The 15,757-nt window shown below is 73.4% G+C and carries 13 protein-coding genes; 6 read left to right on the top strand and 7 right to left on the bottom strand.

Going from position 1 to position 15,757, the window contains the following annotated elements:
• Positions 1 to 157 precede the first annotated feature (157 nt).
• A complete protein-coding gene (locus tag IEZ31_RS25435) occupies positions 158 to 1,264 on the top strand; it encodes a serpin family protein (protein ID WP_190252487.1) in 1,107 nt (368 codons plus the stop codon).
• On the opposite strand, the gene ligD is transcribed toward IEZ31_RS25435, so the two are convergent.
• The 4 genes from ligD to hisI are packed head-to-tail and all read right to left on the bottom strand — an operon-like array spanning position 1,255 to position 4,975.
• Positions 1,255 to 2,520 (bottom strand): non-homologous end-joining DNA ligase, encoded by a 1,266-nt coding sequence (gene ligD / locus IEZ31_RS25430; protein WP_190252486.1) that lies wholly within the window; start codon positions 2,518 to 2,520, stop codon positions 1,255 to 1,257. The two genes, IEZ31_RS25435 and ligD, sit on opposite strands and share 10 nt — an antisense overlap.
• A 9-nt stretch (positions 2,521 to 2,529) precedes the next feature.
• Positions 2,530 to 3,075: a Trp biosynthesis-associated membrane protein gene (locus IEZ31_RS25425; protein ID WP_190252485.1), complete on the bottom strand. Its 546-nt coding sequence runs from the start codon at positions 3,073 to 3,075 to the stop codon at positions 2,530 to 2,532.
• Positions 3,072 to 4,607, bottom strand: coding sequence for an anthranilate synthase component I (locus IEZ31_RS25420; RefSeq protein WP_190252484.1), 1,536 nt, complete (start codon positions 4,605 to 4,607; stop codon positions 3,072 to 3,074). Before IEZ31_RS25420 ends, IEZ31_RS25425 begins: the two co-directional genes overlap by 4 nt.
• The gene (gene hisI / locus IEZ31_RS25415; protein ID WP_190252483.1) at positions 4,604 to 4,975 is read right to left on the bottom strand and encodes a phosphoribosyl-AMP cyclohydrolase; all 372 of its coding nucleotides are present in this window, start codon (positions 4,973 to 4,975) and stop codon (positions 4,604 to 4,606) included. The genes IEZ31_RS25420 and hisI overlap by 4 nt, the downstream gene beginning before the upstream one ends.
• A 271-nt stretch (positions 4,976 to 5,246) precedes the next feature.
• Here hisI and IEZ31_RS25410 point away from each other — a divergent pair, with 271 nt between their 5' ends.
• The 4 genes from IEZ31_RS25410 to IEZ31_RS25395 all read left to right on the top strand — a co-directional run bounded on the left by IEZ31_RS25410 (position 5,247) and on the right by IEZ31_RS25395 (position 9,821).
• Positions 5,247 to 7,481 carry a hypothetical protein gene (locus tag IEZ31_RS25410; RefSeq protein WP_190252482.1) on the top strand — a complete coding sequence of 745 codons (2,235 nt, stop codon included), beginning with the start codon at positions 5,247 to 5,249 and terminating at the stop codon, positions 7,479 to 7,481.
• Between the two features lie 246 nt (positions 7,482 to 7,727).
• Positions 7,728 to 8,468, top strand: coding sequence for an ABC transporter ATP-binding protein (locus IEZ31_RS25405; RefSeq protein WP_190252481.1), 741 nt, complete (start codon positions 7,728 to 7,730; stop codon positions 8,466 to 8,468).
• 2 nt (positions 8,469 to 8,470) lie between these two features.
• Positions 8,471 to 9,208 (top strand): ABC transporter permease, encoded by a 738-nt coding sequence (locus tag IEZ31_RS25400; protein WP_190252480.1) that lies wholly within the window; start codon positions 8,471 to 8,473, stop codon positions 9,206 to 9,208.
• Between the two features lie 22 nt (positions 9,209 to 9,230).
• A complete protein-coding gene (locus tag IEZ31_RS25395) occupies positions 9,231 to 9,821 on the top strand; it encodes a TetR/AcrR family transcriptional regulator (RefSeq protein WP_190252479.1) in 591 nt (196 codons plus the stop codon).
• Here IEZ31_RS25395 and IEZ31_RS25390 read toward each other — a convergent pair.
• From IEZ31_RS25390 to IEZ31_RS25380, 3 genes are all read right to left on the bottom strand, one after another.
• Positions 9,818 to 10,258, bottom strand: coding sequence for a hypothetical protein (locus IEZ31_RS25390; RefSeq protein WP_190252478.1), 441 nt, complete (start codon positions 10,256 to 10,258; stop codon positions 9,818 to 9,820). The two genes, IEZ31_RS25395 and IEZ31_RS25390, sit on opposite strands and share 4 nt — an antisense overlap.
• Before the next feature lie 783 nt (positions 10,259 to 11,041).
• The gene (locus tag IEZ31_RS25385; protein ID WP_229835832.1) at positions 11,042 to 12,832 is read right to left on the bottom strand and encodes an ABC transporter ATP-binding protein; all 1,791 of its coding nucleotides are present in this window, start codon (positions 12,830 to 12,832) and stop codon (positions 11,042 to 11,044) included.
• Complete coding sequence (locus tag IEZ31_RS25380) at positions 12,829 to 14,703, bottom strand: ABC transporter ATP-binding protein (protein ID WP_229835847.1); 1,875 nt, start codon at positions 14,701 to 14,703, stop codon at positions 12,829 to 12,831. The genes IEZ31_RS25385 and IEZ31_RS25380 overlap by 4 nt, the downstream gene beginning before the upstream one ends.
• Positions 14,704 to 14,828: 125 nt before the next feature.
• On the opposite strand from IEZ31_RS25380, the gene IEZ31_RS25375 reads away from it, so the two are divergent.
• Positions 14,829 to 15,446 carry a TIGR03085 family metal-binding protein gene (locus IEZ31_RS25375; protein ID WP_190252477.1) on the top strand — a complete coding sequence of 206 codons (618 nt, stop codon included), beginning with the start codon at positions 14,829 to 14,831 and terminating at the stop codon, positions 15,444 to 15,446.
• Positions 15,447 to 15,757: the final 311 nt, after the last annotated feature.

The following is a 15,757-nucleotide window of genomic DNA, read 5'->3' as shown; positions in this document are numbered from 1 at the left end:
TTGATCAAGGAGCTCCCCTCTCCGGTGGTCATGCGACCGATGCTAGGAGGCCCCCGGTCAGTGGACGGCCGCGGGGGTATGGCCGACGTCACCTGATGGGCTAGGGCATAATGCCTCGCCGCCGGTTTTGTCGTACCCCTGTTCTAGCGTGACGTCCATGAGCGTCCCCGCCTGCAACACATTGACGGCACGCTGGGTCCGGCGGTTCCCGGCGCCGGCACTTTCAGCGGCGAGCGTCTATCCCCTGCTGGCCCTCCTGGCGACGGTGGCGGGCGGGGCGGCCCGGTCCGAGCTGCTGGCGGTGGCGCCGACGCCGCTGGTGCTGCCGGTGCGGGGTGCGCTGGGCATCTGGACGCGCGACCGGGTGCCGCTGACCCTGGACTGGGCGGCGCGGGCGGATCCGCGACTGACCGGCGACGCGGCGGTGGACCGGGCGCTGCTGGACGGGTGGGCGTCGGCGCACACCGACGGCCTGATCTCGGCGATGCCGGTGTCGGTGGGGCCGGAGACGGGCCTGGTCCTGGCGTCGGCGCTGTCGGTGGTGACCGAGTGGCGGCAGGCGTTCACGGATGGTGTGATGCGCCCGTTGTACGGTCGGTGGGCGGGACGCCGGCTGGCGTCCCTGCATCGGCGGACGACCGACGTGGCCGGCCTGCGGGTGGTGGAGTCCCCGGCGGGCCCGCTCACGCTGGTGACCGTCGCCGGTTCGGGCGACCTGGACGTGCTGCTGTGTCTCGGCCGGGCGGACCGGCCGCCGGGCGAGGTGCTGGCCGCCGCCGTGGAGGCCACCGGGACCGGCGGTGCCGGCGGAGGGGGTGGCGGGGCCGACGGCCCGCCCGCCGAGGGGCCGGGGGTCGTGGCGGCGGAGGTGGACGCCGACGACGACGTGCCGGAGCTGGTGGTGAAAGTTCCGCGGTTCTCGGCCACGGCGTCGCACGACCTGCTCGCCGAGCCGGAGCTGTTCGGGCTGGCGGCCGCCGCCGCAACGGGCCCGTTCCCGGGCATCAGTCCGGCGGACCTGCGGGTGGGCGCGGCGGTGGAGCACAGCGTGGCGTCGTTCACCGCCGGCGGGTTCCGGGCGGCGGCGGTGGCCGCGGTGGCGCTGGTGCCGGTGGCGTTCACGCCGCCGAGCGCCCGGAAGCTGCGGCTGACGGTGACGTTCGACCGGCCGTTCGGCTATCTGGCCGTGCACCGCCCGACCGGCCTGGTGCTGGTCGCGGGCTGGGTCAGCGATCCCGAGCCGGCGCCGCGGCGTCAGTCATGACCGCCGTCCTGCGACTCCTTCGCCGGGCGGCGCCAGCGCTGCGGGATCTCGCCGCGCGCCTGCATCTCCTTCCACTTCGCGAAGGGGTCGAAGTCGTGCGCGAGCGGCTCCTGGGCGGGACGGTCGGCCTCGGGCACGTGCCGGAGGTTGAGCCGGATGCGATACCACACGCTGTTGATCCCCCGCATCGAGTCGACGAGCACGTCGGCCTCCTCGAGCAGCGGCCACACGCCGGGGTGGCGGGCCTTCCACGCCTCGAGGTCGGCCATCGCCTCCTCCTTGGTGGCGGTGCGGGTGATCTCGATGAGCGGCATGGTCGGCTGGCGGCGGCCGGTGCCCTTCTTCGCCGGCGCCTGCTTCTTGAAGGTGGCGGCGAGCTCCAGGAGCGGTTCGAGGGAGCCGCGGGCGTCCTCGACGCCGGCCCAGGCGTCGGGCCGGCCGGGGACGGTGTCCATGGTGTAGTCGGCGGGGTCGCAGCCGGGGACCTCGTCCCAGGTCAGCGGCATGGAGACGCGGGCCTCGCCGGACGGGCGCACCGAGTAGCCGGAGGCGGTGGTGTGGTCCTTGGCGTTCTGGTTGTAGTCGAGGAAGACGCCGTGGCGCTCCTCCTTCCACCAGGCGCCGGTGGCCAGGTCGGGCACCCGCTGGGCGACCTCGCGGGCGAAGCCCTCGGCGGCGCGGCGCACCTCGGCGAAGGTCCACCGGGGCTCGATGCGGGCGTAGACGTGGAAGCCGCGGGAGCCGGACGTCTTGGGCCAGGCGGCCAGGCCGTATTCCTCCAGCACCTCGCGAGCGACGAGGGCCACGTCGACGACTTGGCCCCACGGCACGCCGGGCACCGGGTCGAGGTCGATGCGCAGCTCGTCGGGGTGGTCGACGTCCTCGGCGAGCACGGAGTGGGTGTGCAGTTCGAGGCAGCCGAGGTTGACCACCCAGGCGAGCTGGGCCGCGTCGCGCAGCACGATCTCCTCGGCGGTGCGGCCGGACGGGTAACGGAGGGTGGCGGTCTCGATCCAGTCGGGCCGCTTCTCGGGTGCGCGTTTCTGGAAGAACGCCTCGCCGTCGATGCCGTTGACGTAGCGCTTGAGGGCCATCGGCCGGCCGCCCGCCCCGCGCAGGGCGCCGTCGGCGACGGCCACGTAGTAGCGGACGAGGTCGAGCTTGGTGCGGCCGGACTTCGGGAAGTAGACCTTGTCGGGGTTGGTGACCGTCACCTCACGGCCGGCGATCTCCAGGACTTCCTTGCTGCTCGCCATGGGCCGACCCTAACCGCCGCCGTCGCGGGTCGTGGGGTCTTCACCCCGGTCGAGGGCGTCCCAGAGCTCCGCCTGCGAGGCCGGGCGGCGGGGTGCGCCGTCCGGGGCGTCGGGTCGTTTTGGCCGCTCGTAGCGGGCGCCCATGGCCGGCCAGGTCCGGCCGGACCGGACGGTGGCCACGCCGGCGGCGGCGACGACGATCCCGGCGAGCGCCGACAGCACCGGCCAGGCGACGGTGACCCCGTCGCCGAGGGTCAGCAGCGCGGCGGCAGCGATGCCGGCACCGGCGACGCTCAGCAGCCCGCCGACGACGAGCCGGGCGGCGCCGCGGGTGGCCAGCAGGGCGCCGGCGCCGGCCAGGGCGACCGCGCCGAGGGCGGGCAGCCAGGGCGCCAGGTCGGTGCCGGTGCGGTGGGTCGTGGCCGGCGGCAGCGGGGCGACCCGCTCGGTGACGACCTCCTGCCAGCCGCGGGTCGCGGCGAGCAGCACCACGGCCGCGGCGGCCCCGCACGCGAGCGCGACGACGGTCAGGCCACGCCGGCCGTCGAGCCTCACCGCGCCGGCCTCAGCGTCTCGGCGGTCGCGATCGCGGCCAGGACGGCGGCGGCCTTGTTGCGGGTCTCGGTCTCCTCGGCGGCCGGGTCGGAGTCGGCGACGATCCCGGCGCCCGCCTGCACGTATGCGACGCGGTCGCGGATCAGGGCGGTGCGGATGGCGATGGCGGTGTCCATGTCGCCGCCGAAGCCGAAGTACCCGACGACCCCGCCGTACAGGCCCCGCCGGGTCGGCTCCAGCTCCTCGATGATCTCCATCGCGCGCACCTTCGGGGCCCCGGACAGGGTGCCGGCCGGGAACGTGGCGGCGAGGGTGTCGAAGGCGGTGCGGTCGTCGTGCAGCTCGCCGACGACGGTCGACACGATGTGCATGACGTGGCTGTATCGCTCGACCGTCATGAACTCGGGCACCTCGACGGTGCCGGGTCGGCAGACCCGCCCGAGGTCGTTGCGGGCCAGGTCGACGAGCATGACGTGCTCGGCCCGCTCCTTCGGGTCGGCGAGTAGGTCGGCCGCCAGGGCCGCGTCCTCCTCGGGGGTGGCGCCGCGCCAGCGGGTGCCGGCGATCGGGTGCAGCAGGGCCCGGCGGCCGTCGACCTTGACGTGCACCTCCGGCGACGAGCCGACGACGTCGAAGCCGTCGAAGCGCAGCAGGTACATGTACGGGCTGGGGTTGGTGGTGCGCAGCACGCGGTACACGTCGAGGGGGTCGGCGTCGGTGGGCCGCTCGAAGCGCTGGGCGACGACGATCTGGAAGCACTCGCCGGCGCGGATGGCCTCCTTGGCGGCCTCGACCGCCTTGGGGTACTCCCCCGCCGGGGTCCGGCTGACCACGTCGCCGAGCGGCACTCTGTCCACAGTGGACACGAGCGGCGGCGTGGGCCGGGACAATGCCGTGGTCATCGCGTCGAGCCGGCCGATGGCCTGGTGGTATGCGGCGGTGACGGCGGCGTCGTCGGCCCCGGCGGCCGGCAGCACCGCGTTGGCGATGAGCAGGGCCGCGCCCTCGAAGTGGTCGAGGGCGACGAGGTCGGTCGCGAGCATCATGCCGAGCTCGGGGTGGCCCAGGTCGTCGATCGCCAGCTCGGGCAGCTGCTCGAAGCGCCGGACGGCGTCATACGACAGGAAGCCGACGAGACCGCCGGACAGCGGCGGCAGGTCGAGGTCGCGCAGGTCGCTGTCGTCGGCGGTCAGCGCGGCGACGGTGGCGGCGAGCACGTCGGTCGGGGTGCCGTCGGCGGGCAGCCCGGCCGGCGGGGTGCCGAGCCAGTGGGCGCGACCGTCGCGCTCGACGAGGGTCGCCAGGCTGCGCACGCCCACGAAGCTGTACCGCGACCAGACCGCCCCGGCCGCGCCGGCGCCCTGCTCGGCGGACTCGAGCAGGAACGTGCCGGGGCCGCCGGCGAGCTTGCGGTACACGCCGACGGGGGTCTCGCCGTCGGCGAGGAGCCGGCGGGTGACGGGGACGACCCGGCGGGTGCGGGCCAGCTCACGGAAGGTCGCCTCGTCGGGGGCGACGGCACCGGTCGTCATGAGGTCACCTCCAGCGGGGAGTAGAAGCAGGTGTGGTTGCCGGTGTGGCAGGCCGCGCCGACCTGCTCGACCGTCACCAGGACCGTGTCGCCGTCGCAGTCGACCGCCACCGCCCTGACGTGCTGGGCGTGGCCCGACGTCTCGCCCTTCACCCAGTACTCGTTGCGGCTGCGCGACCAGTACGTCGCCCGGCCCGTCGTCAGGGTCCGGTGCAGCGCCTCGTCGTCCATCCACGCCAGCATCAGCACCTGCCCGGTGCCGTGCTCCTGGACGATCGCGGGCACCAGCCCGGCCTCGTTCCGGCGTAAACGGTTGGCGACTTCTGGATCAAGGTTCGACGACACAGTGGCAATTCTCCCGCACCGCACAGACTCGGCGGTTTGGGGTCTATGGCTGGTGGTGTTGAGGGAGTACCTTCGGGGTGCGCCGCACGGAAGATCTGCGGTCGCCCACCCTTCCCCGCCTGCCGTCGGCTGACCCTACGCCCGTACCGCCCGGGGTCCCGCTTGCCGTCGGTGTCGCGGCGTTGGACCGGGCGCCGTTCGGCCTCCCGGCGTCCGCGACCCCAGCGCTGAGCGAACCAGCAGTCTGAGCGGGTGGCAGCCCCGCTCAGACCGAGCGGACGGAGGACCCGCCCCGATGCATCCCAACTTCACCCCGCCCAACAACCAGTCCGGTCCCTCCCCGGAGGCAACCGCCCCGGAGAACACCCCCGCCGAGGCCGTCGTGCCGGAGCAGCGCCAGCCGGTCGACTCCCCGCCGCCGGCGGCGGCGTCCGAGCCGGCCGTCGAGACCACCGCCGAGACCACCGCCGTGGCCGAGCCCGCGGAGGCCACGGACACGGCCGAGGCCGTCGAGGTCGCTCCGGCGGCCGGCGAGCCCCTCGCCGACACCGACGCGATCACGGTCGCGGTCCCGGACGACATCTCCGCCATCGTCGGCGAGGCCCCGGCCGAGACCGACCCCGAGACCGGCGCTGCGGTCGAGGACGCTTCCGAGGCCGAACCGGCCGCCGAGTCCACCTCCGACGAACCCGCGGCCGTCGAGACCGAGGAGGCCGCGGCCGACGACGCCGCTGGGGCCGAGGCCGCCGAGGCTGAGGCTGTCGAGACCACGGAGGCCGAGGCCGTCGAGGCCGCGGAAGCTGCCGCGGAGGACGCCACCGAGGCCGAGGCCGTCGAGACCGAGGAGGCGGCGGCTGACGAGGCCGTTGCCGAGGAGGCCGTGGCCGAGGAAGCCGCCGCCGAGACTGAGCCGGTCGCCGAGGACGCGGCCGCTGGGGACGCCGACGCCGAACCCGCCGCGGTCGAGGAGACCGCCGCCGAGGACACCGAGGCCGAGCCGGTCGCCACTGAGGCCGACGCCGAGCCCGCCGCCGAGGCCGAGGCTGGGGAGGAGCCCGCCGCCGCGGAAGCCGCCGTCGAGGAGGCCGCCGCGGAAGCCGACGAGGCTGAGCCGGCCGCCGAGGCCGAGGACGCCGCCGAGGAGGCGGAGGAGCCGGCCGCTGAGGCGGAGGCCGAGGAGGCTGGCGCGGAGGAAGCCACTGAGGAGCCGGCTGCTGAGGCCGAGGGCGACGAGGAGCCGGCCGCCGAGGCCGGGGAGGCCGCCGCTGAAGCCGAGGCGGAGGAGGCCGGCGAGGCCGAGGCCGTCGCGGTCGAGGAAGCTGCCGCGGAGGAGGACTCGGCGGCCGACGAGCCCGCCGCCGAGGCCGACGACGCTGAGGCCGAGGGCGGGGAGTCCGAGGAGGCCGTTGCCGAAGAGGTGGCCGCCGAGGCTGAGGGCGACGAAGAGCCGGCCGCCGACGAGGACGCTGAGGAGCCTGCCGCTGAGGCTGAGGCCGAGGAGGCCGCTGAGGTCGAGGAAGTCGCCGCCGAGGGCGAGGGCGACGAGCCGGCCGCCGAGGCTGACGAGGCTGCCGCCGAGGCGGACGACGAGGCTGCCGAGCCCGCTGCCGAGGCTGAGGAGGCGGAGGCCGGGGAGGCCGACGAGCCCGCCGCCGAGGCTGAGGAGGCTGCCGCCGACGAGGACGCGGGCGACGAGGACGCTGCTGAGGTCGAGGAAGTTGCTGCCGAGGGCGAGGGCGACGAGCCGGCCGCCGAGGCTGGCGACGAGGACGACGAGGATGCTGCTGAGGTCGAGGACGCGGCGGCGGAGGTGGCTGCCGAGGACGTGGCCGAGGAGGTTGCGGCCGACGAGGTCAACCTCGTTGCCGACGTCGAGGAACTGACCGGCGAGGCCGACAGCGCCGAGGAGGCCTCGGACGACGACGCCGAGGACGAGGACGCTGAGGAGCCTGCGGCCGAGGCGGACGACGCCGAGGACGAGGACGAGGCCGAGGAGCCCGCTGCCGAAGCCGACGAGGCTGAGGACGAGGACGGCGAAGAGGACGAGGACGACGAGGAGCCCGTCGCTGAGGCCGAATCCGACGAGGAAGAGGACGACGACGAGGACGACGAGCCCGCCGCCGAAGCTGAGTCCGATGAGGACGAGGAAGAAGAGGACGAGGACGAGGCTGTCGCCGAGGCCGACGACGACGAGGACGAGGAGACCGAGTTGGCCGCGGCTGCGGCTGCGGCGCCGCTTCGGCCCGGGGATGTTGTCGAGCAGCGGATCGTGCTCTGGAAGCAGAAGCGGGCCGACAAGTTCCGGTCTCGGCTGATGAAGGCCGAGTCGAAGTTTGTCGACGACCCGGTCAAGGCGGTCGCCAAGGCGTCCGCGGTCGTCAGTGACGCGATCGAGACGCTCGCGGAGAAGCTGCAGGAGCAGCAGCACGCGCTCGACCCGCGGAAGACGTCGAAGCACCCGGACACCGAGTCGCTGCGGGTGGCGCTCCGGCAGTACAAGGACTTCCTGGAGCGTGTCCTCGCGCTCTAGTCGTCATCAGCCACAGCCTCAGGGGGCGGACCGGATCGGTCCGCCCCCTGTCGCGTCTGCGCATTGACGCTGGTCCAAGATTTCATCTACCGTTGAGTTCATCAGGCGTTGAGTTTCGGGCCGCGGCAAGAGTCCCCGCCACAGCGAGCGGCCACAGCAGCAAGCCACAGCGGCACCACCCGCACCGGAAAGTCCGCACAGGCTCAGCCACCACGAGAAGCGAACCCGGAAGAAGGCGAACCAGCCATGAGCAATGCGATCGAGGTCGAGCACCTCGTGATCGCACGCGGCAAGCGGCGGGTGCTGCACGACTTCACCTGCAGCGTCCCCAGCGGCAGCGTCACCGGTCTGCTCGGCCCCAGCGGCAGCGGCAAGACCACGTTCATGCGCGCCGTCGTCGGCGTGCAGAAGACCGTCAGCGGCACGGTGACCGTGCTGGGCCACCCCGCCGGCTCGAAGCCGCTGCGCGACAAGGTCGGCTACCTCACGCAGGCACCGAGCGTGTACGCAGACCTCACCGTGCGCGAGAACGCGCGCTACTTCGCGTCGCTGTACGGACTGGGATCGAACGCCGCAGATGAAGCCGTGCGTGACGTCGGGCTCGCCGAGGCCAAGAACCAGCTCGTCGGGCAGCTCTCCGGCGGCCAGCGCGCCCGGGCCTCGCTGGCCTGCGCGATCGTCAGCAAGCCCAGGCTGCTCGTCCTCGACGAGCCGACCGTCGGGCAGGACCCGGTCCTGCGCAACGAGCTCTGGCAGCGGTTCCACGAGCTCGCGCGGCAGGGTTCGACGCTGCTCGTCTCCAGCCACGTGATGGACGAGGCCGGGCGCTGCGACCGGCTGCTGCTGATCCGCGAGGGCCTGCTGATCGCCGACGACACTCCGGCCGCGGTACGAGCGAGGGCCGGCACCGACGACCTGGACGAGGCGTTCCTGCGCCTGGTCCAGGAGTCCGAGCAGCAGGGAACCGAGAAGGAAAAGGTGGCCTGACGATGTCGCTGCGGCTCACGTTCTCGACCGCCGGCCGAATCCTCCGGCAGCTGCGCCACGACCGGCGCACCATCGCGATGATCCTGGTCGTTCCCACGGTACTGCTGACACTGTTGCGGTACCTCTACGACAACAACCCGCTGATGTTCGACCGCGTCGGGCTCATCATGCTCGGCGTGTTCCCGCTCGTGATCATGTTCCTGCTGACGAGCGTGGCGATGCTGCGCGAGCGGACCAGCGGCACCCTGGAGCGGCTGCTCACGACGCCGATCGGCAAGGTCGACATCCTGCTCGGGTACGGCGTCGCGTTCGCCGTCGCCGCCGCCGTCCAGGCGACCATCGTGTCCGCCCTGGCGTTCTGGCTGCTCGGCCTGGACACCCTCGGCCCGGCCTGGCTCGTCGGCGTGCTCGCGGTCGGCAACGCGGTGCTCGGCATGGCCCTCGGCCTGCTGGTGAGCGCGTTCGCCAACAGCGAGTTCCAGGCCGTGCAGTTCATGCCGGCCGTGGTCCTGCCGCAGGTCCTGCTGTGCGGGCTGCTGCAGCCCCGCGATCAGATGGCCGGCTGGATGCAGGCGATCAGCGACGTCCTGCCGATGTCGTACGCCGTGCAGGCCCTCACCGAGCTGGGCCAGAACACGGAACCGACCGGGATCATGTGGCGCGACCTGGGCATCATTGTCGGCTGCGTGGTCGTGGCACTCTTGCTCGGGGCGGCGACGCTGCGCCGCCGTACCGCCTGAGTCCCACGGCTGAAAGAGAGTCATGGCCCGCACCGGTCGACGCCCCGGCAACCAGGACACGCGCATGGCCATCCTGGCCGCTGCCCGCGCGGCCTTCGCCGAACGCGGGTACGACGGAGCGTCCATCCGACAGATCGCGACCAGCGCCGGGGTCGACCCGGCGCTGGTGCACCACTATTTCGGCGCGAAGGACAAGCTGTTCCTGGCCGCGATGGAGGCGCCGATCGACCCGGGCGAACTCCTGCCGAAGATCTTCGAGCCGGGCCTCGACGGCGTCGGCGAGCGCCTCGTCCGCGGCTTCGTCGGCGTGTGGGACTCCCCCGCCGGCTCCGCGGCCGCCGCCCTGGTCCGCAGCGCGCTGCAGCACGACTGGTCGGCCCGCATGCTGCGCGAGCTCCTGGTCACGCAGATCCTCCGCCGCGCCACGACCCAGCTGCGCCTCGACCCGGCCGAGGCCCCCATCCGCGCCGGGCTGGTCGCCTCGCAGATGGTCGGCCTGGCCATGACGCGGTACCTCCTGAAGCTGGAACCGATCGCCACCATGCCCGCCGACGAGCTCGTGCTGAACGTGGGCCCGACGATCCAGCGGTACCTCGAAGGCCCGCTTCCCTAGTCGAGGTCCACGTCGGCGCAGTGCGTCCGCGCCTGCGGCGTCAGCAGCAGCGCGAGCAGCCCGCCGGCACACCCGGCCGGCACCACGGCGAACAGCAGCGGCGCGGGCAGCAGCCAGGTCAGCAGCGGCGCCATCGTCCCGACGAACGCCCAGAAGACGAGGCTCGCCAGCCAGGCCCAGTGCTCCCCCCGCTTGATCCGCACGCCGAGGAACACCAGCACGACCGCGAGCGGGAACAGGAACAGGATCGCGTTGAAGAAGAGGACGAAGTCGAGGTAGGCGGTGCCCCCTTGCCGGGCCGGGTCGACCTGCATCCCCGACAGCAGCACCCCGATGGCGGCGAGCGTCAGCGTGAGCATGACCCCACCGATAGCGTTGAACCCCGTCACCGCGACCCGCACCTGCATCGGCACGAGCCGGCGCCCCCCGGCAACCATGCCTCCGAGGGTAGGCCATCGACACGGCTGAACCACCCGGGAAGGGTGACAACTCGACCACCCGTTGTCGCCGCTCCTCCTCACCCGGGCGGCGCCATGATCGATGGCAACATCTGGCTGCCCCGACAGCCAGAACTCTCCCTGGATCATGAAGGCACCCCGACCGCCCACCGAACCCGGCGGCACGCAGGCCGTAAATATCCGAAATTTCGGGCGCGCGGAGGGCAGCACGGGAACCCGAAGGCGCGGGAACCCGAAGGCGCGGAGACGCGGAGACGCGGAGACGCGGAGACGCGGAGACGCGGAGACGCGGAGACGCGGAGGCGGAGAGCCGGCGGCGCGGAGGCGGAGGCGGAGGCGGAGGCGGAGAGCCGGCGGCGCGGAGGCGGAGGCGGAGGCGGAGAGCCGGCGGCGCGGAGGCGGAGGGCGGCGAGCCGGCGGCGCGGCGGGCGGAGAGCCGGCGGTGCAGAGCCTAGACCCGGCGGCATGGACACGCGGAAAGCCGGCGGCGCGGAGACCAGAGAGCCGGCGGAACGAAGGCACAACGACGCTGAGGCACGGAGGGGCAGCCAGGCGCGACCGCATTGACGACAAGCGGCCGACCAGGTCAACCCGTCCGGACCCGCGCAAGCCCCACGCAAGGCAACCCCGCGCAAACCCCCACACGGCAACCCCGCGCAGGCCCCCGGGCGTGAGTCGCACGGTGCGTGAGCCGCGGCCGCACGGTGTGCATCGGCGCCGGCGTGTGGGGGGCGACGCCGGTGGCGGGGTGAGGTGGGCGGGTCAGCGGGTTTGTTCGAGCCAGCTTGCGTACAACCGGGCGTAGATGGAGTCGGATTCGGAGACCAGGGTGGCGTGCGGGCCGCGTTGGACGACGTGGCCGCGGTCGACCACGATGACCTCGTCGGCGGACTGGGCCGTGGACAGGCGGTGGGCGATCGCGATCGTGGTGCGGCCGCGCGTGACCGCGTCCAGGGTGCGTTGCAGGCGGACCTCCGTGGCCGGGTCCACGGCGCTCGTGGCCTCGTCGAGGACCAGCAGGTCGGGGTCGGCGACGTAGGCGCGGGCCAGCGCGACCAGCTGGCGCTCGCCCACGGACAGGGCCTCGCCACGCTCGCCCACCTCGGTGTGCAGGCCGTCGGCGAGGGACTCGACCCAGTCGATGAGGCCCAGCTCGGTGAACGCCAGCTCGAGGTCGACGTCGCTCAGGTCGGGGCGGGCGAAGCGGACGTTGTCGGCGACCGTGGCGTCGAAGAGGAAGCCGTCCTGGGGGACCATGACGACGCGGCGGCGCAGGGAGTCGAAGCGCACCTCCGGCAGCGGGACGCCGGAGAGCAGGACGCGGCCGGTCGTCGGGTCCATCAGGCGGGTGAGGAGCTTCGCGAACGTGGTCTTGCCGCTGCCCGTCTCGCCGACGACGGCGACGCGGGTGCGGGCCCGCACGGTCAGGTCGACGTCGGTGAGGACCTCGGGGCCGCCCGGATAGGCGAAGTGGACGTGCTCGAACGTGACGTCGATCGGGCCGTCGGGCAGGTCGCGGCCGGCGCCGGAAGGGTCGGCCACGTCGGGCTCGGTCTCGATGACGTCGAGGACGCGGCGCCAGCCGGCGATCGCGTTCTGCGCCTCGTTGAGCACCTCGGTCGCCACCTGGACCGGCTGGACGAACAGCGTGGCCAGGAACAGGAACGCGGTGAGCTGGCCGGCGGTCAGCTGCTCGCCGGCGCCCAGGATCGTGCCGGCGACGATCACGCCGGCGAGGGCCAGGCCGGCGGCGAGCTCGCCGAAGCCCATGCTGGTCACGTTGTTCTTCTGGGCGCGGAACTGCATGCGCCGGTTGCGGTCGATGGCCGCGTCGAGGCGGTCGGCGGTGCGGCGCTGGATGCCGTAGGCCCGCACGACCGGCGCGCCGACGACGCTCTCGGCGATGACGCCGAGCATGGCGCCGACGCTCTCGCGCACGTGGAGGTACATGACGCTGAGGCGGCGCTGGAAGATCCGGACGACGACGATGAGCGGCGCGAAGGCGGCGATGACGACGAGCGTGAGCTGCCAGGAATACATCAGCATGACCGCCGTGGTGACGGTGAGCTGGCCGACGCTGAGGATGAACAGCAGGCCGCCGAACTGCAGAAACTGGCTGATCTGGTCGACGTCGCCGGTGACCCGCGAGACGAGCGCGCCGCGCCGCTCGGACTGCTGGTGCAGCATCGAGAGATCGTGGATGTGCCGGAACGTGCGCACGCGGATGCCGGCCAGCGCGGTCTCGCTGACCGTGAACAGCCGCACGTTCATCAGGTAGGCACAGACCATCGTCAGCAGCAGCACGCCGGCGGTGACCGTCACGACGAGGGTGATCACGCCGAGGTCGGGGCCGCCGTCCGCGAGCAGGCCCTTGTCGATGCCCTGCTGGATGGCGACCGGCACGGCGACCCGCCCGGCGGTGGCCAGCACGGCCAGGCCGAGGGTGCCGGCCAGGCCGGTGAACAGCTCGGGCGACAGGGCGAGGCCGCGGCGCAGCACGCCCAGCCGGGTCGCCGGGGCGTCGATCGGCCCGGTGGGCACGGCGGTCGTCACGCGGTCACGCTCCCCTCGTCGAGCACGCGCTCGCCGTCCTCGGTGGAAGCGAGGCCGCCGCCGGAGGCGCGCTCGCCCTCGTCGAACGTGCCGTCGCGCTCCCGCTCGGCCTCGGCCTTCTCGTAGGCGGTCACCAGCTCGGCGTAGCCGGGGGCGGTCGCCAGCAGCTCCTGGTGGGTGCCGCGCGCGACCACCCGGCCGCGCTCCAGGTAGACGACCTCGTCGGCGAGGGCGATGGTGGCCCGCCGGTAGGCGACGACGAGGATCGACGCCTGCTGGGCGTCGTCGCGCCGCAGTGCGGCCAGGATCGCCGCCTCGACGCGCGGGTCGACCGCGCTCGTGGCGTCGTCGAGGACGAGCAGCCGCGGCGCGCCCGCGAGGGCCCGCGCGATCGTGAGCCGCTGCCGCTGGCCGCCGGACAGCGACGTGCCGCGCTCGCCGACCGTGGTGCCGAGCCCGTCGGCGAGCTTCTCGACGAACCCGTCGGCCTGCGCGAGGCGCAGCGCCGCCCAGGCCGCGTCGTCGTCGACGCCGGCCCGGTCGAGCGTGATGTTGCCGCGGACCGTGTCGTCGAACACGAACGGCACCTGCGCGACGAGCGCCGACGTGCGCACCAGCGACTCCTGGGTCAGCTCGCGCACGTCGACGCCGTCGAGCGACACCGACCCGGTGTCGGCGTCGACGAGCCGGGCGGCCAGCGCGGCGATCGTCGACTTGCCGGACCCGGTCGGCCCGACGAGGGCGACCGTGCGCCCGGCCGGGACGTCGAACGTGACGCCGCTGAGCACGTCGGAGGCCCGGTCGCCGTCGGGGTCACGGTAGGCGAAGTGGACGTCGTCGAAGCGCAGCGCCGCCGGCTTCTGCGCGTCGGTGAGCTCGGTCGCGCCGTAGACGGTGTCGCCCTCGGCGTCGAGGACGTGCCGGATCCGCTCCCAGCCGACGACGCTGCGGGGCAGCTCGGCGAGCACCCAGCCGATCGCCCGGACCGGGAAGGCGAGCACGGTGAAGAGGAACGTCACGCTGACGACCTCGGAGACGCCGACCGCGCCGGACCGGAACCGCCACGCGCCGACGACGAGCACGACGAGCGTGCCGATGCTCGGCAGCGCGTCGAGGACCGGGTCGAACATCGCCCGCACCCGGCCGACCCGGATCGTGGCGTCGCGCAGCTCGGCGGCCTTCGCGGCGAACCGCTCGGTCTCCGCCGCCTCGCGCCCCATGGTCTTGACGACCAGGGCGCCGTCGAAGCTCTCGTGCGCGACGGCGCTGACGTCGGCCCGCAGCTGCTGGGCGGTGGCCACGCGCGGCGCCATCCGCCGCGAGTAGGCGACGTTGGCGCCGAGCAGCGCCGGGAAGATGGCGACGCCGACGAGGGCCATGGCCCAGTCGGTGACGAAGAGCGACACGACGGCCGCGACCAGCATGACGACCGTGCCGACCGCGAACGGGAACGGTGCGATCGGATACCACGCGGACTCGACGTCGGCGTTCGCGTTGGACAACAGGGTGCCGGTGGGGTGCCGCTGGTGCCAGGCGAGCGGCAGGCGCAGGTAGCGCCGGGTCACCGCCCGCCGGTAGCGCGCCTGGAGGTTGAACTGCATCGCCCCGGCCCCGAGGCGCCGGGCGACGATGCCGACGATCTTGCCGAGGCTGACCGCGAGGACGGCGGAGGCGCCGAGCGCGAGGGATCCGGAGACGACGTGGCGGGCGTCGATGGCGGGGACCGCGACCCGGCCGACGACGGCGCCGGAGACGAAGGCCGTCGCGATCGTCAGCAGGCTGAACAGCACGCTGCCCACGACCGAGATCGCGAACATGTGAGGCTCGTCACGGATGGCGTGCCCCAGGACCCGCAGTCCTTTCAGGAGCACCTTGCCACTGGTCACGTCCGCCCCCCGGGTAAGTCGTCAACGCCGCACGGCAACCTTACAGAGACCCACCGACAAGTTTTCGCCGCCGAACCGAGCGCGGCAGCCGCAGCGATAGCGTTACGCACATGACCGCCTTCGCCCGCGCCGAGCGCGCGGCGCTCGCCGACTCGCTCCTCGCCGCCGGCCCCGACGCGCCCACGCTCTGCGCCGGCTGGGCCACCCGTGACCTCGCCGCGCACCTCGTGCTGCGGGAGCGCCGCCCGGACGCCGCCGCGGGCATCCTGCTCAGGCCTCTGGCCGGCCACACCCGGCGCGTCCAGGAACGACTCGCGAAGACCGACTACACCGCGCTCGTCGGCAGGGTCCGCACGCCGCCGGCCTGGATCAAGCCGGTCGACGAGGCGATGAACATCGTCGAGTACTTCATCCACCACGAGGACGTCCGCCGCGCCCGGCCCGGCTGGACCCCACGCGACCTACCGGATTCCTACGAAGCCGCACTCGCCGGCCGCGCCAAGGGGTCGGCCCGGCTCAGCGCCCGCCGCTTCCCGGCCACGATCATCGTCGACATTCCCGGCCATGAGGGGACCCGGGTCGGTCGCGGCGGTCCCGAGGTCACCGTCACCGGCACCCCCGGCGAACTGCTCCTCTTCTTCACGGGCCGCCAGGAGCACGCCCGGGTCGAGATCGACGGCCCGGCAGAGACCGGCGAACGCCTCCGGACCGCGCGCCTCGGACTGTGAGGACGGCGACGGCTGAGTCTCAAAACTGGTTCTAGACAAGGAGAACACGTTTCGGTTTCGGGTCTAGCCGGTAACGGGATCGACGGTTTACCGTCTGGTAACCGACAGCACGTGACCGCAGTCACGTGCTCGTCCAAGCCTGGCTCGGAGGCCGACCGACATGACCCAGACCCAGCAACGGCTCGAACTGCCGTACCGCTCGATCCCGGACATGTTCCTGCACCGCGTGGCCGAGACCCCCGACAAACCCGCCTTCGGCAGCCCCGCCCCCGGTGACGCCGGCGACCCCGTCTGGCTCACCTGGCGGCAGG

It is taken from the genome of Dactylosporangium sucinum (genome assembly GCF_014647515.1).
GTDB lineage: Bacteria > Actinomycetota > Actinomycetes > Mycobacteriales > Micromonosporaceae > Dactylosporangium > Dactylosporangium sucinum.
Note: the sequence above shows the minus strand (reverse complement) of the source record. Positions and strands in the feature narration are given on the sequence as shown.